Genomic DNA, 19,878 nt, shown 5'->3' with positions numbered 1-19,878 from the left:
CCTTTAATTTTTAATCTTTTTTTATTGTCTTAAACCAATTGATAATTTTGCTTCTAATGCTTCTAAAATATTGTTCATTGAAGTTGTAATATCTTCTTCTTCCATTGTTTTTTCATCGTTTTGTAAAACAAATCTGATTGTTAAACTCTCATCTTCACCTAAACTTTCATCACTATATACATCAATTAAATTATATTGTTTTATATTAGTATCGTTTAAAGAATTAATTACATTTTTAATTTCTCTATATTCTAAAGTTTTCGGAGCAATAATACTTAAATCTTTTTTAGATGCTTGGAATTTAGAATATCCTACAGTTTTAACTAAATCGTTTTTAATTAAATCAAAATTGATTTCTGAAATAAATGTATCTGATAAATCATAATCTTCACACACACTTGGGTGAACTTTTGAAATAAAACCTATAATTTCACCATCAACAATTACATTTGCATTTTGGTATGGATGAATGAAGTCATTTTCAATTTTAGTCATAGGTTCTAAATCGAATTTTCCAATTGTATTTAAAATCTTTTTTGCAAATGAGAATAAACTTGCATTTTCAGGTTTTCCTGCATTTGTTACATCTTCAAGTTCGCAAGCTCCTGTTTGAATAAATGAAATTCTTTTTGATTCATTTCTTTCTACATCAAAAACTGTTCCAATTTCAAAAAATGAAGTTGATTTTGCGCCAATTTTATAATTGTTTGCACAAGCTTCTAATAAATTTAAAACAATTGTTGTTCTATATGTATTTAACTCTTTTACAATTGGATTTAAAACATCTAATTCTTCTTTTACAAGAGGAAATGAATATTTTTCTAAACTTTCTCTTGAAGAGAAAACATAAGTTAATGTTTCATTAAAACCATTTTCACAAGCTTTTGCTCTTAATTTATTTTTTTTGATTAAATCACTCGTAGTTTGATTAATTCTATTTACTTCATCAATTGCTAAAGGTTTTGCTTGAATGTTATCAATTCCAACAATTCTTACAATCTCTTCAGTAACATCCGCAATATTTTTAATATCATGTCTAAAGAACGGTATTTTTACACTTATAATATCATTTAATGCATTTTTAACTTCAAAACCTAATGAGCTTAAAATTCTTTCAACTTCTAAAGCAGGAATATCCTGACCTATAATTGAATTAACTTTATCCATTGTAAAATCAAGTGTTGCTTTTTGAGAATCTTCAATAAATGATTCATTCCCTTTATAGATTTTTGCACCATTTTGTGAAAGAAAAGTTGTTAAAAAATCAATTCCATAATTAATATCAGGTTCAGATCCTCTTGATGATTTGTAGTAAATTTCACCTGTTGTTACTTTTGTTTCAAATACTTGCATACAAAGCTTTTCAGGATTTAAATATGATGCTTCAATAATTAGCGTATTATCATCTGTATTAATTTTTTTATGCTCAACACAAATAGTACTTAAAGCTTCTTTCCCATAAACACAATCAAAAGCATTTTCATCTTTATTAATTTCTAATAAACTTAAAGCATTTTCATCTTTTGCTTGATTTTTTGCGTATGCATTTAATAGTACTCCAGTACAATGTGTTGCATATGTTATTGCATTTTTAATATCATTTTCTTCTTCATATTTACCAATTATTGATGTTCTTAATTTTGACATTAAATCTAGTTTATACTTTTCTAAATCTACAGCTTTGAATATTAAAGATGAATCAATATTATTTGCTTTTACACCTAATATTTGTCCAATTCCTAAGTCACTTTCATTAAGGTTTTTTTCAAAAGCATTCATTGGTATATTATAATAAGCGCTTAACTCACGAGCAACACCGTTTATACTTAAACAATCTCCTCTATTTGCAGTTAATTCAATTTCAATAATATCATCATTTAAAAGTGGATATTCATTTAGTTCTTTACCAATTACTAATTCACCAATAGAATTATCTAATTCTAAAATTCCATCATTTAATTTTGCAAGTCCTAATTCAGTTGAAGAACAAATCATTCCAATTGATTCAACACCTCTTAGTTTTGCTTTTTTGATTTTAAAGTCAGGTGATAATTTACATCCAACTGTTGCAACTGGTACAAATTGTCCAGCGTCTACATTTTTTGCTCCACATACTATTTGAACAGTTTCCGACCCAATATCAACTTGACAAATATTTAATTTATCAGCATCTGGATGCTTGATTTTTTCTAAAACTTTTCCAACTACTACTTTTGGTGCAATTGAAACTCTTTCTAGACTATCAACTTCTAATCCAATTGAGTTAAGTGTTTTACAAATATCATCTGTTGAGATATCTTTTATATCTATAAATTCTTGTATCCAAGTTCTTGTAATAATCATCTAAACTGTCCTAATAATCTTGTATCACTTTCAAATAGAGATCTTAAATCTCCAATATTATGAATTAACATAGCAAATCTTTCAACACCTAAACCAAATGCATATCCCGATTTATTCTCATAACCAACTGCTTTAAATACGTTTTGATCTACTACACCACAACCTAAAACTTCTAGCCATCCTGTATGTGAACAAACTCTACATCCATCACCTTTACAGAAGACACATGAAATATCAACTTCAGCAGAAGGTTCTGTAAATGGGAAAAATGATGGTCTAAATCTAACATCTACATCTCCAAACATATGTTGTAAAAATTCAACTAATACATGCTTTAAATTTGCGAATGAAACTTTTCCCGCATCATCTACAACTAAAGCTTCAATTTGGTGGAACATTGGAGTATGAGTGATATCAAAATCACGTCTAAATACAGTTCCAGGTGCTATCATTCTAATTGGAGTATTTTGATCTTGTTTTAACATTGTTCTAATTTGAACAGGAGATGTATGAGTTCTTAAAAGAGTATAATCTTTATTATAAAAAGTATCTTGCATATCCCTTGCAGGGTGATATTTAGGTAGATTTAATGCTTCAAAGTTATGAAAATCATCTTCTACTAAAGGTCCTTCTTCGACTGCAAAATTAAGATTTTGGAAGTAAGTGATAATTCTATTCATTGTTTCAACAACAGGGTGTGTTGCTCCACAAGATAGTTCATTATTAAATCTTGTTACATCGATTTTTTCACTTTGTAGTTTTATATTTAAAGCTTCTTTTTCTAAAATTACTTTTCTATCTTCAATAGCTGTAGTAACTTTTACTTTTTGTTCATTTAAGTTTTGAGCAAATGCTTTTTTCTCTTCATTTGGAATACTCTTCATTTTTGCAAACTCTAAAGTTAAAATACCTTTTTTACCTAGTGTTTCAATTCTAAGATTTTCTAACTCTTCAAGTGATGCTGCATTGCTAATATTTTGAATCAATTCTGTCACTTTATCTCCTGTTTTTTATGAATAATATTGGATTGTTTTAATTATTCTATTTCTATATTCTTGCGATTATACTTAAAGATTTATTAGAGTTTGGTTATAATTATTTACGATTCAAATTCAAGGAAAAGCAATGTGTATATTTTGTAAAATTGTAAAAGGTGAAATTCCAAATCAAACTATATTAGAAGATGATAACTTTTTAGCATTTAATGATATTAATCCAGCTAAAAAGATTCATGTTTTAATTATTCCAAAAGAACATTATGATTCTTTTGACGTAGTACCACCAAAAATTATGGCAAGTATGACAGAGTTTATTCATAAAGTAGCTGCAAAACTTGAAATTAGAAAGAGTGGTTATCGATTAATTACAAATATTGGAAGTGATGGTGGACAAGAAGTTTCTCATTTACATTTTCATTTATTAGGTGGAGAAAGTGTTGGTCGTTTAGTTAGAGATTAAATTTAAGTAGTTTTAACTACTTAAATTTATGATTTAAAGAAGTTTTATTTTCCTTCTTTAAAAGATCCTAAAGCCATGATTTTTTCATATTTCTTTTGGTATCTTTGAGCAGGTGTTAATTGTTTTAATTCATTAACTGAAGTTATAAAGTATTCACCTAAAGCTCTTATTGCTTCTTCTTTTTGTCTATGTGCACCAATTAATGGTTCATTAATTACATCATCAACTAAATTTAAATCTTTTAAATTATCAGACGTAATTCTAAGAGCATTTGCTGCTGTTTCAACTTTTGAAGGGTCATTCCATAAAATGGCTGAACAACCTTCTGGTGAGATTACAGCGTAAACTGAATATCTCATCATTGCAAGTTTATCTGCAACTGAAATAGCTAAAGCACCACCTGAACCACCTTCACCAATTACAACTGAAACAGTTGGAGTTGTTAAATCAGCAAATTCATATAAGTTTCTAGCAATTGCTTCAGATTGATTTCTCTCTTCAGCCCCTAACCCTGGATATGCACCGGGAGTGTCAACTAACATAAGAATTGGTATTTGGAATTTTTCTGCCATTTTTGCAGCTCTTAACGCTTTTCTATAACCTTCAGGTTGTGGCATACCAAAGTTTCTATGTAGCTTATCCTTTGTACCTCGTCCTTTTTGTTCACCTATAACCATAACTTTTTGTTCATCAATATATCCAAGATAACAAACAATTGCTTTATCATCAACAAAATGTCTATCTCCATGTATTTCATAAGCATCTGTTAATAATCCACTTATATAATCCATTGCATAAGGACGATCTGGATGTCTTGCTAATTGAAGTTTTTGGTAATCACTTAAGTTTTTAAAAGTTTTTTCAACTTCTTTTTCAAGTTTTTTTTCTAAGATTTCAACAGCTGGTTCATCTGCTTTAGTTCTTGCAACTATGATATCTTCTTCTATTTTTTTTATCTTATCTTCAAATTCTAAGTAAGTTGCCATTTTTTTCCTTTTAGTAAAAAAAAAGAGCTAGAAAATCTAGCTCTTTTTTAATTCAATAATGTGTAGTTATTAATCTTGGTATTTTTTAAAGATTACAGTACCGTTAGTTCCACCAAATCCAAAGTTATTACTCATAACTGTTGTTAATTCTACTTTTCTAGCAGTATTTGGAACATAATCTAAAGGACATTCAGGGTCTTGGTTTTGAATATTAATTGTTGGAGGAATAATTCCTTCATTCAATGATTTAATTGCAAAAATTGCTTCAATAGCACCTGCTGCTCCTAAACAATGACCAATTTGACCTTTTGTAGATGTAACAGGTGGACAGTTTTCAACACCATTAAATAGTTCAACAATCGCTTTTGATTCATTACCATCTCCAACTGGTGTTGATGTACCATGAGAATTAATGTAATCAATTTTAACATCTTCACCAAGATTAGCACTTGCCATAGATATAGCAGCTTTCATTGATCTTAATGGACCTTCCATAACAGGTGCTGTAATATGGTTGGCATCTGCAGATTCACCAAAACCAATAATTTCACAATAGATTTTTGCACCACGTGCTTTTGCTGATTCAAGTGTTTCAACTACAAGAGCACCTGCACCTTCACCCATTACAAACCCATCTCTATCTTTATCAAATGGTCTTGATGCAGTTTTAGGATCATCATTTCTTGATGATAATGCTTTCATAGATGCAAAACCACCCATTCCTGCACCACAAATAGCACTTTCAGCACCTACTACTAAAATTCTATCTGCACCATTAAGTGCAATAGTTTTTACTGCATCATTTAATGCATGTGTAGAAGCTGCACAAGCAGTTACATGTGATAATGAAGGACCTTTTAATCCATGTGCAATTGAAATAAAACCACTTAGCATATTTACTAATGATGAAGGAATAAAGAATGGTGATATTCTTTTAGGACCTCTATTAGCACATACTACTGAGTTCTTTTCAATAGTAGATAATCCACCAATTCCAGAAGCTGAAATAACACCAAATCTTTCAGAATCTTCGATTGCTACTTTACCATCTTCACCAGCTAAGCCACAATCCATCATAGCTTCATGTGCTGCTTTTATACCTAATTGAATAAATCTATCTGCTTTTTTAACTTCTTTTTTATCCATTACAGTTGTTGGATCGAAATCTTTTACTTCTCCTGCAATTTTTACAGGGAATTGTTCAATATCAAATAGTGTGATTGTATCAATTCCACAAACACCGTCAACTACAGCTTTGAATGAATCTTCAACATTATGTCCTATTGAATTGATAGTTCCTAATCCAGTTATAACTACTCTTTTCATCAAATTTACTCCGTCTAATTAATTATTAATTTTTATTTAAATTATTCAATCTTGTATTAAAAAATTCAAGAATTTAAATTAAAAAAATAGAAGACCAGTTTCCTAGTTTTCTATTTTATTGCGTTAAAATTACGCGTTATTTTCGATGTATTTAATAGCATCTGATACTGTTAAAATACCTTCTGCATCTTCATCAGGGATTTCAATATCAAATTTTTCTTCTAAAGCCATAACTAATTCAACAACGTCAAGTGAATCTGCACCTAAATCTTCAATAAACTTTGAATCTTCTTTTACTTCTGCCGCATCACAATCTAATTGCTCAACTACAACTTCTATTACATCTTCTAATAATGCCATATTTAATTCCTTTTATAAAATTGTTCAGTATTATAACAAAAAAGATTTTAAAAAGTCTTTTAAATTATAAAATTTTGCTAATACGTATTTTTGATTATACGTATAATCCACCATTAACTTTTAATATTTCACCTGTAATATAAGATGAATGATCACTTAATAAAAATGCAACTGCATCAGCAATTTCACTTGGATTTCCAAATCTTGATAACGGAATATTTTTTTCATATTCAGCTTTAACTTCAGCTTTTAATTCATGAGTCATATCAGTTTGAATGAATCCTGGAGTAACTGCATTGTATCTAATACCTCGAGCTGCTGCTTCTTTTGCAAAAGCTTTAGTCATAGCATTTACTCCACCTTTTGATGCAGCATAATTTGTTTGACCTGGATTTCCCATTTCTCCAACAATTGAAGAGATGTTTACAATAGATCCAAATCTTTTTTTACCCATAGCTTTTAATGAAGCTTTACATCCAATAAATGTAGATGTTAAGTTTGCAGAAATTACATCATTAAAATCATCAACACTCATTCTTAATGCTAATTTATCTTTTGTAATTCCAGCATTATTAACTAAGTATGAAATTTCACCATCTGCATCAATAATAGTTTTAATTGCAGCATTAAACTCTTCTTCATTTGTTACATCAGCTTTAATTATTGCAGCTTTTCCACCCGCAGCTTCTATTTCTTCTTGAATCTTTTGTGCAGCTTCTGCTCCACTTCTATAGTTAATCCATACTTTTAATCCATAGCCAGCTAAAGTTTTTGCAATTTGAGCACCAATACCACGACTAGCACCAGTTACTAATACATTTGAACCTGTAAAATTCATTTTTATCCTTTATTAAAATTTAATAGTTGTAAGATAGCTCTTACATAATTCCGTATTATAGCTATACGCCCCTTTTATTATCCCATACTCTAATATGTAATCTATCACAATATAAATAGCCATAATCAATTGCCATTTGAATAACTTCTTCACAATTTTCATTTATGCTAGCTGCTGTATCACCTAAGGGCATTAAATAAACTTGTGTTTTTGGAATATTATCTAATATTGTTTCAATCTCTTTTTTAGCATTTTCTATGATTTTTGTATCAATTACAAACTTTAAATAAGAGTCATTAGTCTTTGTTAATATCTTATTTAAAGTCTCATAATTAACTCTTTTTTTTAATGATTCAAGCGAATTACTTAATTTAACACTCATTGAAAATATGATTTTTTCTTGGTAATCATATGTGAAATTAAGATTTAAAGAGGCATTAGTTTCAATTGTTACTTGATGACCTTCTTCAATATAGTGTTTTAATAGTTTTTGAAACTCATCTTTATTCCAATAAAGTAAAGGCTCTCCACCTGTAATTACAATATCCATTTTATATAGTGATGATGATTGTTTTGTTAGGATATCTACTTCTTTTACAATCTCTTCGTAAGATTTATAGTTTGTCCAAGAGTCTTTGAATTCTTTATCGACGGCATAAAATGAATCACAGCCACATTTTTTAATTCCACTTGGTGTTTCATACTCAACATCAAAACCAATACAATTAAAATTGCATTTTCCAAAACGAATAAAAACTGAAGGAGTTCCTACTAGTTTTCCTTCACCTTGAATAGTTGGACCAAAAATTTCATTTATTTCAAGCATAAAATGTGCTTTTACTCTTTGGTGTTTCTAAAAATTCTATATGCGAAACTTTTACATTTAATTTATTCATTTTCTTTTGTACAATTCTTAAAAACCAAGCTGATAAATTTTCACTTGTTGGTACAAAATCAACAATAATATAACCTTCGTAAAGTTCTTTTAAATGTATGGCTTCATTTGAAAACTTATTTAAATCTATTATTGAATAGCCTTCTTCAAAAGATATTAATTCTTTTTTTGAAACATTTGGTATTAAGGTTTCAAATAAAGGATCATTAATATCTAAAATAAATTTATGATCAAGTACATCATCAATAAAAACTTTAAACCAATTTAAATGCTTAAAATCAGTTACCATTCCATCTTTTAATTCTTCTGCTTCAAGGTAAACTAGAATTTTCCCTTGATGACCATGTAAGTGTCTACATTTCAAACACCCATCTAGTGAAAATTCTGTGTTTAAAGTTTGTGACCAAACTCTATGTCCATAACAAAAATCGAACTCTTTTGATATTTTCCAATGCATCTTTATACTTTGTAAGGAATTGGGTCTTTTGCATTTGCAAGTTTAAACCCATTTAATCTAAGTCTACAAGAATCACATACACCGCAGGCTTTTTCACTTTCTTTATAACATGACCATGTGTGCTCTAAAGGAACATTTAATTCTTTTGCATGTTGAACAATCTGTTTTTTGCTTAAATGTACTAGAGGTGTTTTTATTTCAATTTTTGTAGTCTCTTTTGTTCCTTGATTAATAGCTTTTGTAATATCAGCAATAAACTCGTCAGTACAATCAGGATAACCTGAACTATCTTCTTGAACAACACCTATATACATAGCACTTGCTTCTTCTTTTTCAGCAATTGCAGCTGTAATTGAAAGAAAAATTCCATTTCTAAAAGGCACATAAGTAATTGGAACTCCACTTTCAACTCCATTTACTGGAACATCAATTGTTTCATCCGTTAATGCACTTGCTCCAATTTGTGTGAAAAATGGAATATCTATTTCGTATTTATTTAAAATTTCTAAATCATTGCAAATATCTCTAAATGCTTTTAATTCTCTTTTTTCTGTTCTTTGTCCATAATTAAAATGAACAGCAATTATTTCATTACCATCTTTTTTTGCAATATATGATGCAAGTGTAGAGTCCATTCCCCCACTTAAAATACATATAGCTTTTTTGCTTTTAGATGTTGTTTGTTTACTCATATGTTAAAAAGTCCTTTTTATCTTTACTAAAGAATTTCCAATTTATTGGTAATATTTTCACTGTTGAGTTTTTTTCTAAATACTCAACTTTTTCATCTAATACTATTATTGAATTACATGAAGATAGAATTGAAACCATACCTGGTGATCTTTTTCTTGCAAGTGTAAATTCTTGTCCATTAAAATATCCTGGAATAATTGTAATTCTTCCTTTTCTTGTTTTAAAATCTTCACTTATGTTTGTTTCTATATAATTTGGGTTTATTTCGTTTGAACCTAATAGTTTTTGAATTAATATTTTCCCAAACAGTTCAAAAATTAATGCAGATGCAAGTGGGTTTCCTGGCAGGTTTAAAATATATGTGTTATTTATTTTACCAAATATTGTAGGTTTCCCTGGTTTTATCTTAATACCATCAATTAAGGTTTCAAAATCTAATTCATTAAAAGCATCTTTTGTAAAATCAGCATCACCAACAGATACCCCACCTGAGGTTACTATTAAATCGGCATCAAGTGAATTTAATACTAATTCTTTAATTGCTTCAATACTATCTTTTGCCTGTCCTATAAATGTAACATCACAACCAAGCTCTTTGGCACGCGCTATAAATGTAGGTGTATTTGAATTATATATTTGATGATCTTGTATTTTTTGGTAGTGCAATTTTAATTCTTCACCACTTGAAAATACTACGATTTTTGGTTTTTTATAAACTTTTATGTGAGAAATTCCTTGACTTGCAAGAAGTGTAATTTTTGCAAAATTTATTTCGTCTGCAATATCAATTAACTTCTCACCAGTTTTTATATCTTCACCAATAAATCTAACATGTTGAAATTCTTTAACATTTTCTAATATTTTTATTTTGTTATCTATAGTTTTTACATCTTCTTTTGGAATAATAGCTGTTGTATTTAAAGGAACTCTAGCTCCTGTCATTATTTTAATACATGTATTTTCTTTTAGAGCAGTTTTATTATCATCACCTGCAAAAATCGTATCTATTATTTCAAGTTCATTTTCTTTATTATTGTATATTATTGCATATCCATCCATTGCAGAATTGTCAAATTTAGGTAAAGAAGAACTTGCTATTACCTCTTGCGCACAAATTCTATTAACAGCATCTTCAATTGGTATGATTTCATATTTTAAAGTTGTTTTGATATTTGAAATAATATTTATTGCATCATTAACACTAATAGCCATTTTATTCCTTTTTTTAATTAAGATAAAAACTTATGACAAGTTAGCTATAATAGCGAAAAATTTTAAAAGTGAGATAAACAATAATGGAATTAATGCAAAGTGCAATCGATACACACGTCTATGTAATATACTTTTTTTTAGCAGTTATGCTATTTAATTTGTATTCAGTACTAACACAAACAGAGTTTATAAAATTAGCTAAAAGATTAAAAGCAATGACGCCTTTATATCATTTAACAAATGCTATTGTAATTTATACAGGAACAATTGTTGCTTTTTATGCTCAAGTTATGAGTATTACAATATTTTTAATGATACCAGCTTCTATTTTTTTACTAGTAATTGAAATTAAAAGATATAAGAAAATGAGAGTTATTAAGTTTGCTGATGTAGAAGCTCAACAAGAGTTTTATAAGTATGCAAAAAAAATCTATATTATAGAGATTTCTGTAATAGTTTCTATTTACCTTATAAGTAAAGTATTTTAATGCAATTCACTTATGATATTAATTGCGGAAATGAATTCTTAGAAATAAGTGATGATACATATAAATATTTAATAAAAGCAAGAAGGCACAAAATTAATGATGAAATATATTTTAGAAATTTAAAGAATGATTTGCTTTATTTATATAAGCTAAGTTCAATAAATAGAAGAAGTGCTAGTTTTAATTTAATTTCAAGTGAAGAAAAAATAGTAAGAAATGAAAATAGTTTACATTTAATTTGGTGTTTAGTTGATCCTAAAACAATTGAGAAGTATTTAGCTTCTTTAAATGAATTAGGAGTTGAAAAAATTACTTTTGTTTATTGTGAATATTCACAAAAGAATTTTAAATTAAATTTTGAGAAGTTAGAAAAAATATTAATTAATTCTTCTTCTCAATGTGGAAGATCAGATATTATAAAATTAGATTTTTGTAATTCATTAGAAGAAGTTATCAAAGAAAATGAGAATGTTTATTTCTTGGATTTTTCAGATATTTCAATTGATGATAAAAAAGAAGATATTAAAACTTTAGTTATTGGTTGTGAAGGTGGCTTCTCAAAAGATGAAAGATTGACTTTTAACAAAGAAAAGATAGTTGGTTTTAAATCAAATATAATATTAAGAAGTGAAACAGCAATATTAAGTGCAGCATCTAAAATATTAATATAAATATTTATAGTTTTTAAAGTAAAAAAAAGGCCTAGAAGTAAAACTTCTAGGCCTTTTTTATTTCCTTATAAAAAGAAGTTCTAGTGAACTTCTCTCCATTTAGAGTTTTTCCATAAGAATGCAAATATAGCAAAGATTACCATATAAATTAAGAATTTAGGTCCTAATTCAGATCTAGCTTCTTTACTTGGATCTCCAATTTCTTCAAGATAAGTTACAACTTGTTCTTGAGATTCTTCAGTTAATCCAACTCTAGGCATTGCAGTACCTTCAAGATGTTTTTGAGGTAAATTAATGAATGTTTCTAAATATTCATGTCCTCTTGATTTAATGTATTGAGATAAATCAGGTGGTAGTTTACCCATATATGCTTTGATATTTTCATCAGGTGTAAATGCTGCCATTGTACCTTTTTGCATATCAGCGTATTTGATTGAGTGACATCTTTGACAAGCATCTGTAAATACTTCTTTATTACTCATTTCTTCTGGAGCAATAGATTTTAAGTATGCTACCATATCAGCAATTTCTTGTGGTTGCATCCAATCATAACCAGGCATTGGATGAGCACGTCCATCAACAAATTTATGAGAAACATCAGAAGCTTTTGCAGGGTTTTTAATAAATGCAGCTAAATAAGCAGCATCATATAATTTTCCTGCACTTCCTAAATCAGGAGGTGTAACACCGTAAGCTGCTGCTGAACTTGCATTATCCATAATCTCAGGGAAACCTTTAGATTTAATAGAGTGACAAGCAGTACAGTTTGCAGTAACTAATGCTTCACCTGCTGTTGCATTACCTTCTAATGAAGTAACATCAGCAACGTCTTTTTGTACATCTTCAAATTTAAAATCTGCAGGTGCAACATGTGGGTGCATTTGAGAGTGAGCAAATGGCTCAACTCCCCAGTATGTAATAAGCGTTAAAGCTACTACTACTGCTAGTATTTTTAATTCTCTCATTATAATGCTCCCCTTTTCTTAGCGTCTATTTTTGTAACAATTGGTAGTACTAAGAACATAATAATAAATAATGTTGCTGCAAAGAAACCAACCCATGCATTTACACCTGTTGGTGGTAATTTACCATAAACAGTAAGTACAATTAAATCTGCCATTAATATCCAGAACCAAATAAAGAACACAGGTCTTTTGTGTGCTGGTAAAATTGCAGGATCTCTATCTAACCATGGTAATACTAAGAAAATAACGTTTGCAAATGCAAATGCAATTAATCCAATATCAAAGGCTTTAAATCCAGCAATATCAAAGAAGAAACCTCTTAATACTTCATACGACCATAAGAAATACCACTCAGGATAAATGTGAGCAGGTGTTACCATATTATCAGCAGGATCAAAGTTAACTGGATCCATTGCAAAGTTATAATGGAAGAATACTAAATAGAAGTAGAATATTAAGAAAATACCTAATACAGCTAAATCTTTAGAAATAAATACAGGCCAGAAAGGAATAACTTTTGACTCTTTTTTATTTCCAGCTAAATATTTTTCAGCTTCTTCATCAAAATCAAATTCATCAGAAGTTTGGTTGTTAACGTGAGGAATTCTTAATGTATAGAAGTGTAATCCAATAATACCCATAATAGTAATAGGTAATAAGAATACGTGTAACATGAAGAATCTAGTTAATGTAGCATCGGCCACATTAAAATCACCTCTAATCCAAATAACTAAAGCATCACCAATTACAGGAACTCCACCAAATAAGTTTGTAATAACCATTGCAGCCCAGTAAGACATTTGTCCCCATGGTAACATATATCCAGAGAATCCAGCAGCAGAGAATGTCATAAATAATAACATACCTGAAATCCAAATCATTTCTCTACCTTGCTTATAAGAACCGTAGTAGATACCTGTAAACATGTGAATATAAATAATTAAGAATACAACCGAAGCTGCAACACCATGCATATGTCTAAATAACCAACCAAATGCAACTTCTTGCATAATTGTGTAGTTAACAGAATCAAATGCTAAACCAATATCTGGTTTGTAATACATCATTAAGAAAATACCAGAAATGATTAAAATACCAAATGTAGTAGCTAATAATACACCCATTGCCCACAAGAAGTTAATATCTTTTGGAATCCAATATTCAGTCATCATAACTTTATTGAATGTTGTAGTATTTAACCTTTGGTCTAACCATTCACCAACAGAGTTAGCTTTTTCAAATTTTGCCATTGCTTACTCCTTATGCCATCATCGCAGCAGCGATTTTTTTGTATTCAGGACCTTCTTCACCTAAAACGATAGATGTTCCTTTTACACTAAACGGTGGTAAATCAAGAGGTCTTGGAGGAGGTCCAAATGTTTGTGTTCCACTAGCATTAAACTCTCCACCATGACATGCACATTTCCACATATCTTTCTTCCATGCTGGAATACACCCTAAGTGAGTACATAACCCAATTGCAACAGTAAATCTGTCAGAACCGATTATTAAGTCTCTAGGAGCTTCTTCCATTTCAGCAGTTTTCTTTAGTAAGAAAATTGGCTTTCCTCTCCATGATACAGTTACAGGATTTCCAGCTTTTAAACTACCAAGTTCTACATTTGTAAAACCTCCAGCTAAAACGCTTGGAAGTGGATCCCATGCTTGTTTCATTCCAACAAGTGACGCAGCACCACCTACTGCAGCAACTGCAGCAAATGAGTAACCAAGAAAATCTCGTCTATTAGTTTGATTAGACATATTTGGCTTCCTTTTTTTTAAATTAAAATCCTACAATTATATTGTCTTTTGTCTTAAAATGAATTGACTTATGTCACGAAATGTTATGTTAATGCTATTATTTGTGAAATTTATACACAAAAGTAAGATAATGTGTAGTATTGTTTATTATTAGAGAGACTTATGACTCTCTAATAAATTTAACAATTTGCGATTCAATATCTTTTTTATCAATAATTGAATCATGATTTATTTTTGAGTTAAATAAATCTTTTATACTTTGAGGTAAGTTAGCATTATATTTAGAAGATATCTCATCTAATGCCTCTTTGTCCGTATATTTTACATCATTTTGATTTAAAGAGTTAAGAACTGTTGGAGAAAATTTAGTCCATTCTGCTGTAGAATAAATCACAGTTTTTAAATCTTTTTGTTTTAAATCTTCATATGCTTTTAAACAAGTTGCTGTATGTGGATCCATTAAATATCCATCGTCCAGAAACTCTTTTATAATTTTTTGACCATAAGCATCATCAGAATTTACAGCTGCAAACTCTTCTTGAAGTTTAAGTGTTTCATTTTTACTCATTTTAAAGATGTTGTTTTCTTTTAAATCATCTAATAATTCTTTTGTTCTTTGTGCTCCATAAAGTGAATACATAACTCTTTCAATATTTGAAGATTTTAAAATATCCATTGCAGGTGATTTTGTAAGTTTTAACTCTTTTCCACGAATATCATAAATACCAGTGTTAATCCATTGTGTTAAAATATTGTTTTCATTTGAAGCAACTAAAAATTTCTCAACTGGAACTCCCATTGCTTTTGCATAAAAAGCTCCTAATACATTTCCAAAGTTTCCTGAAGGTACTACTAGGTATATTTTTTCACCCATTTTGATTTCTTGTTGTTTAAGAAGTTGAATATATGACCAGAAATGATAAATAATTTGGAAAATAATTCTTCCAAAGTTTACAGAGTTTGCTGCACTTAATTTAATTCCATCATTTTGTAATTCATCTTTAAAACTTTGTGATGCTAGAAGATTTTTCAAAGCTGTTTGTGCATCATCAAAGTTTCCTTTGATTCCAATTACTTTTAAGTTTTTCCCATCTTCACAAACCATTTGTAATCTTTGAACATCAGAAGTTCCTCCATCTGGATAAAGACAAGCTACTTGTATATTTTCTTTATTTTTAAAAGTATTAAGTGCAGCTGGTCCAGTGTCACCTGAAGTTGCCGCAAGAATTAAATAGTTTTCATTTCTTTTTTTAGCAATTGAGCTTAAAATTGAACCAAAAGGTTGAAGTGCCATATCTTTAAAAGCCCTTGTTGGACCATGATATTGTTCATGAACAAATAAATCATCTTTTACACGTACAACTGGACATGGGTTTGAAGCATCATCAAAATTATCATACAAATCAAGTGCTTTATTTATCTCATTTTCATCAATATCAATTTGGAAAGCTTTTAAAATATCATAAGCTAATTCTTTATAACTTTTATCTACATGATTTTGTAAAAAGTTTTCTTCTAAAGTTGGTAACTCTTTTGGAACATACAATCCTCCAAAAGAAGCACTTGGATTTAAAATAGCTTCACTAAATGGAACTTCTGTAGGTTTAATTCCATCATTTCCTCTTGTTTCAATAAAATTCATAATAATTCCTTAGTCATTTTCATTTAATAATTTTTCAATATCAATCCCATTATTAGGGTTATCTCTTCTTAAGAACTGTGTACCAATTCCATCTTTTGTAAATAGTTCAAGTAAAATCGAATGCTCAACTCTACCATCAATTATATGTGCTTTATTTACACCATCATGAATAGTTTCAATACATGAATCAACTTTAGGAATCATTCCACCTGCAATTGTTCCATCAGCTTTATAAGCTTCAACTTGTTCTTTATCTAAAGTTGTTAAATGAACACCAGCTTTATCTAACACTCCAATAATATCTGTAAGAAATAGTACTTTTTGAGCTCCAAGTGCAACAGCAACTTTTGATGCTGCAAAATCCGCATTAATATTAAATCCTGGATGATTTGGTTCTGCACTATCTGCAATTGGTGCAATTACAGGAATAAAACCTTCTTTAATTAAATTATTGATTAAATCTCCATTTATTTCAGTGATTTCACCTGTGTAACCAAATTTTCCACCATCTTTTGGACGTGCTTTGATAATTGCAGAATCTTTTCCTGAGATACCAATAGCTTTTGCACCATGATGATTAAGAAGTGAGGTAATGTTTTTATTGATTTCACCAGAAAGTACCATTTCAACAACTCTCATTGTCTCTTTTGAAGTAACTCTATGACCATCTATAAATTCAGATTTTATTTCAAGTTTTTCTAATAACTCAGAAATTCTTGCTCCTCCACCATGAACAATAACTGGATTAATACCAAGTAATGAAAGAAGAACAATATCTTGAGCAAATTTTTCTTGTAATTCAGGACTTGTTTGTGCTGAACCACCATATTTAATTACAATAGTCTTGCTATTGAATTTTTTTATATAAGGAATGGCATCAAGTAGGGTTTGTACTTTTTGATGTTTATCTTGCATAATATTTCCTATGATTATTTTTAAAGGTAATGATTATATCTAAATCTATCTTAATGAGAAAAAGTAGCTTTTTAATAATACACTTATAATTTTTACTGTTGTATTATTCACTATGAAAAAATTTTTAGCATTAAAAGCCAGCGCTGGTTCTGGTAAAACATTCGCACTTACAGTTAGGTATATTACACTACTACTATTAGATGCAAAACCAAATGAAATATTAACACTTACATTTACAAATAAAGCTGCAAATGAGATGAGTGAAAGAATATATAATACACTTTTAACTCTAGGTGATGATGAAGCATATTTAAATGCAATTATAAAAGAATCATCACTTTCAAAAGAACAAATTTTAGGTAAGAAAAACTTTTTAGTAAAGTCCTTTACAAATGCAAATTTAAGTATTTTTACAATTGATAAATTTATAAATAGTATATTAAGAGAATTCTGTGGTTATATTGGAATATCAGATGACTTTGAAATAAAAGAAGATGATATTGAAGCTTTATCTATGAAGTTTTTACAATCTCTTGATGTAAAGCAGTTTGACTCATTGATTGATTTTTCAATTTATGAAAAAAAGAAGTTTAATTCTATTTTTGATTTATTTAAAAACCTACTTGAAAAAAATGAAAATATTGAAATTGTTGATATTGATGCAAAGTTAATAAATATTCAAAAAGATCAAGTTTTATTAAGTGCATATAAAATAAAAGAAGCCATTTTGAATTGTGAAGTTGCAAGTAATTCAGCTAAAAAAGCAGTTGATTTTGAAAACTTTGATGAGTTGTTTACAAAAACATGGATAGGAAAAGAGACTTTAAGTGATTATTCATATTTTAAAAAATGTTCAAATGATACATTGGAGAGCTTTTTTGCAAATGTAAAAGAAGAAATAGGACTTTATTATAAGCTAAGAGCTGGATATAGTCTTAGTAAACTTTTTGAATTATATATGATGTTTAAAAATTTTAAATTAACATTTAATAAAAATAAAAACTATTTAGAATTTAATGATATTTCAAATTTAGTATATGAGTTATTATCAACAAAAATAGATAAAGAGTTTTTGTATTTTAGATTAGATTCTCAATTTTCCCATATTTTAATGGATGAGTTTCAAGATACTTCTCTTTTACAATATAAAATTTTAGAACCACTTATAAAAGAGTCATTGTCTGGTGAACAAAATAAATTCAAATCCTTCTTTTATGTGGGGGATACAAAACAATCTATTTATAGATTTAGAGGTGGAAAAAGAGAATTATTTGATTATGTAGCAAATACAAATAAATCCTTAGAGGTTGAAGTTTTAAATACAAACTATAGGTCTTGTGAAAATGTAATAAATTTTGTAAATTCATTATTTGTAAATTTACCTTCTTATGAATATTATGATCAGTTATCAATCAGGAAAGGTGGATATGTTGAAGTTCTTGTTGATAAACAATTAGTTGAAGAAGAAAAGTTTGCAACAGTTGCTTCAAAGATTGCACAACTTATTAAACAAGGTGTAAACTCAAATGATATTGCAATATTAACATATACTAACTCTGATGTTTTAGATATGTATAATTATTTAAAGAATAAATTTCCAAGTTTAAAAATATCTACTGAAATGACATCAAAATTAATAAATCAAGAAAATGTACAAGCTGTAATAAATGCAATTAAATATATTTATTTTAAAGAAGAGATTTATAAAGAAAATTTAAATGCACTAATTGGAAATAAAGTATTAACAAAGCTTGCAATTAATTTTGAAGTAGATAAAAAATCTGTTCAGGAAATTATAAAAGAAATAGCAACATCATTAAAAATAATAGATGAAAATGTTGTTAAGTTTATAGAGTGTAGTACTATTTATAATAATATTGTAGATTTTGTTTACGAAATAGATAAACTTGATGCTGTTATGGAAAATAGCGAATCTTCAGGATTACAAATACTTACAATTTTTAAATCAAAAGGTTTAGAGTTTAATACTGTAATTTTACTTGATAGAATAAAAAGAAAAAATTCTGATAAGTCATCATTACTTTTTGAATATGATAGTGTTGAGTTAAAAAATATCTTTTACAAAATAAAAGGTTATGAAAATTATAATAAACAATACTCAAATGCTATTGCAAAAGAAAAAGCATTAAGCTTAGAAGATGAAATAAATATTTTATATGTTGCTCTTACTCGTGCTAAAAATAATATGATAATCTTCAAAAAAGAGAAGTCATCAGTTTTTGATATCCTAAGTATGAAAGCTTCAATATTTGGTCAAATAATTGAAAGTACAAATGTATCAAAAAATTATGAAAAAAGCGAAAAAATTCTTTATACTCCAATGGATTTAGGTCAACAAGAAAAACAAATTGCAAAAGAAAAAGATTTAGATGATAATAGACTTCATTCTAAATACTTTGGTATTGCAACTCACTTTTGTCTTGAAATGATGAATGACTTTGATAAAGCTGATTTAGATTATTGTTTGAATCTTGTAAGAACTAGGTATTCAAACTATTTAGATGAGAGTGATTTTATTAATATTAAAAATAGAATAACAAAACTACTTGAACATAAGTTATTTGCCAATTTAATTAAAGATTCAAAGTTTATATCTGAGCAAGCTTTAGTTTATAATGGAGAAATTAAAATTATTGATTTACTTTTATTTAAAGGTGACAAATATTATATTTTAGATTATAAAACTACAAAAGAAAAATCACATGATCATATCTTACAAGTAACTTACTATAAAAAAGCAATTAAAGAGATATTCAAAAGTGAAGAAGTATTTTCATATTTAGTGTATTTAAAAGAGAATGAAGTTTTAATTGATGAGGTTTAAAATATAGGCATAAAAAAAGGGAT

General features: G+C 28.3%; 19 protein-coding genes. 4 read left to right on the top strand and 15 right to left on the bottom strand.

Annotation, left to right across the window (positions count from 1 at the left end; all coding sequences use genetic code 11):
• Nucleotides 1-21 precede the first annotated feature (21 nt).
• On the bottom strand, nt 22-2,343 hold the full coding sequence (gene pheT / locus D3Z07_RS08035; RefSeq protein WP_122893558.1) for a phenylalanine--tRNA ligase subunit beta: 2,322 nt from the start codon (nt 2,341-2,343) through the stop codon (nt 22-24).
• Nucleotides 2,340-3,338, bottom strand: coding sequence for a phenylalanine--tRNA ligase subunit alpha (locus D3Z07_RS08030; RefSeq protein WP_076083684.1), 999 nt, complete (start codon nt 3,336-3,338; stop codon nt 2,340-2,342). Before D3Z07_RS08030 ends, pheT begins: the two co-directional genes overlap by 4 nt.
• Before the next feature lie 130 nt (nt 3,339-3,468).
• On the opposite strand from D3Z07_RS08030, the gene D3Z07_RS08025 reads away from it, so the two are divergent.
• A complete protein-coding gene (locus D3Z07_RS08025) occupies nt 3,469-3,801 on the top strand; it encodes a histidine triad nucleotide-binding protein (RefSeq protein WP_076083687.1) in 333 nt (110 codons plus the stop codon).
• A 44-nt stretch (nt 3,802-3,845) separates the two neighbouring features.
• Here D3Z07_RS08025 and accA read toward each other — a convergent pair whose 3' ends face one another.
• The 8 genes from accA to D3Z07_RS07985 all read right to left on the bottom strand — a co-directional run bounded on the left by accA (nt 3,846) and on the right by D3Z07_RS07985 (nt 10,568).
• Nucleotides 3,846-4,787 (bottom strand): acetyl-CoA carboxylase carboxyl transferase subunit alpha, encoded by a 942-nt coding sequence (gene accA / locus D3Z07_RS08020; RefSeq protein WP_076083690.1) that lies wholly within the window; start codon nt 4,785-4,787, stop codon nt 3,846-3,848.
• Nucleotides 4,788-4,856: 69 nt separating this feature from the next.
• The gene (locus D3Z07_RS08015) at nt 4,857-6,113 is read right to left on the bottom strand and encodes a beta-ketoacyl-ACP synthase II (protein WP_076083693.1); all 1,257 of its coding nucleotides are present in this window, start codon (nt 6,111-6,113) and stop codon (nt 4,857-4,859) included.
• 129 nt (nt 6,114-6,242) lie between these two features.
• The gene (gene acpP / locus D3Z07_RS08010) at nt 6,243-6,473 is read right to left on the bottom strand and encodes an acyl carrier protein (protein WP_076083696.1); all 231 of its coding nucleotides are present in this window, start codon (nt 6,471-6,473) and stop codon (nt 6,243-6,245) included.
• 94 nt (nt 6,474-6,567) lie between these two features.
• Complete coding sequence (gene fabG / locus D3Z07_RS08005) at nt 6,568-7,311, bottom strand: 3-oxoacyl-ACP reductase FabG (RefSeq protein WP_076083699.1); 744 nt, start codon at nt 7,309-7,311, stop codon at nt 6,568-6,570.
• A 61-nt stretch (nt 7,312-7,372) separates the two neighbouring features.
• Nucleotides 7,373-8,137 carry a 7-carboxy-7-deazaguanine synthase QueE gene (locus D3Z07_RS08000; protein WP_122893557.1) on the bottom strand — a complete coding sequence of 255 codons (765 nt, stop codon included), beginning with the start codon at nt 8,135-8,137 and terminating at the stop codon, nt 7,373-7,375.
• Nucleotides 8,130-8,663, bottom strand: a complete 534-nt coding sequence (locus D3Z07_RS07995; RefSeq protein WP_122893556.1) for a 6-carboxytetrahydropterin synthase — start codon at nt 8,661-8,663, stop codon at nt 8,130-8,132. Before D3Z07_RS07995 ends, D3Z07_RS08000 begins: the two co-directional genes overlap by 8 nt.
• Before the next feature lie 2 nt (nt 8,664-8,665).
• On the bottom strand, nt 8,666-9,355 hold the full coding sequence (queC, locus tag D3Z07_RS07990; protein ID WP_076083708.1) for a 7-cyano-7-deazaguanine synthase QueC: 690 nt from the start codon (nt 9,353-9,355) through the stop codon (nt 8,666-8,668).
• Nucleotides 9,348-10,568, bottom strand: coding sequence for a molybdopterin molybdotransferase MoeA (locus tag D3Z07_RS07985; protein ID WP_122893555.1), 1,221 nt, complete (start codon nt 10,566-10,568; stop codon nt 9,348-9,350). Before D3Z07_RS07985 ends, queC begins: the two co-directional genes overlap by 8 nt.
• A 92-nt stretch (nt 10,569-10,660) precedes the next feature.
• Here D3Z07_RS07985 and D3Z07_RS07980 point away from each other — a divergent pair, with 92 nt between their 5' ends.
• Nucleotides 10,661-11,056, top strand: a complete 396-nt coding sequence (locus D3Z07_RS07980) for a hypothetical protein (RefSeq protein WP_228144679.1) — start codon at nt 10,661-10,663, stop codon at nt 11,054-11,056.
• Complete coding sequence (locus D3Z07_RS07975) at nt 11,056-11,727, top strand: 16S rRNA (uracil(1498)-N(3))-methyltransferase (RefSeq protein ID WP_122893554.1); 672 nt, start codon at nt 11,056-11,058, stop codon at nt 11,725-11,727. The genes D3Z07_RS07980 and D3Z07_RS07975 overlap by 1 nt, the downstream gene beginning before the upstream one ends.
• Nucleotides 11,728-11,807: 80 nt before the next feature.
• On the opposite strand, the gene D3Z07_RS07970 is transcribed toward D3Z07_RS07975, so the two are convergent.
• From D3Z07_RS07970 to argB, 5 genes are all read right to left on the bottom strand, one after another.
• Entirely contained in the window at nt 11,808-12,692 is an 885-nt protein-coding gene (locus tag D3Z07_RS07970; protein ID WP_076083720.1) for a c-type cytochrome, read from the bottom strand.
• Nucleotides 12,692-13,942 carry a cytochrome b gene (locus D3Z07_RS07965; protein WP_076083723.1) on the bottom strand — a complete coding sequence of 417 codons (1,251 nt, stop codon included), beginning with the start codon at nt 13,940-13,942 and terminating at the stop codon, nt 12,692-12,694. The genes D3Z07_RS07970 and D3Z07_RS07965 overlap by 1 nt, the downstream gene beginning before the upstream one ends.
• Before the next feature lie 10 nt (nt 13,943-13,952).
• Nucleotides 13,953-14,453 (bottom strand): ubiquinol-cytochrome c reductase iron-sulfur subunit, encoded by a 501-nt coding sequence (gene petA, locus D3Z07_RS07960; RefSeq protein ID WP_076083726.1) that lies wholly within the window; start codon nt 14,451-14,453, stop codon nt 13,953-13,955.
• 160 nt (nt 14,454-14,613) lie between these two features.
• The gene (gene thrC / locus D3Z07_RS07955; RefSeq protein ID WP_076083729.1) at nt 14,614-16,095 is read right to left on the bottom strand and encodes a threonine synthase; all 1,482 of its coding nucleotides are present in this window, start codon (nt 16,093-16,095) and stop codon (nt 14,614-14,616) included.
• Between the two features lie 9 nt (nt 16,096-16,104).
• Nucleotides 16,105-17,010 carry an acetylglutamate kinase gene (gene argB, locus D3Z07_RS07950; RefSeq protein ID WP_076083732.1) on the bottom strand — a complete coding sequence of 302 codons (906 nt, stop codon included), beginning with the start codon at nt 17,008-17,010 and terminating at the stop codon, nt 16,105-16,107.
• Between the two features lie 112 nt (nt 17,011-17,122).
• Between argB and D3Z07_RS07945 the strand changes: the two genes are divergently transcribed.
• Entirely contained in the window at nt 17,123-19,855 is a 2,733-nt protein-coding gene (locus tag D3Z07_RS07945; RefSeq protein ID WP_076083735.1) for a RecB-like helicase, read from the top strand.
• Nucleotides 19,856-19,878: the final 23 nt, after the last annotated feature.

Origin of the sequence: Arcobacter peruensis (assembly GCF_003711085.1) — a bacterium.
GTDB lineage: Bacteria > Campylobacterota > Campylobacteria > Campylobacterales > Arcobacteraceae > Poseidonibacter > Poseidonibacter parvus.
Note: the sequence above shows the minus strand (reverse complement) of the source record. Positions and strands in the feature narration are given on the sequence as shown.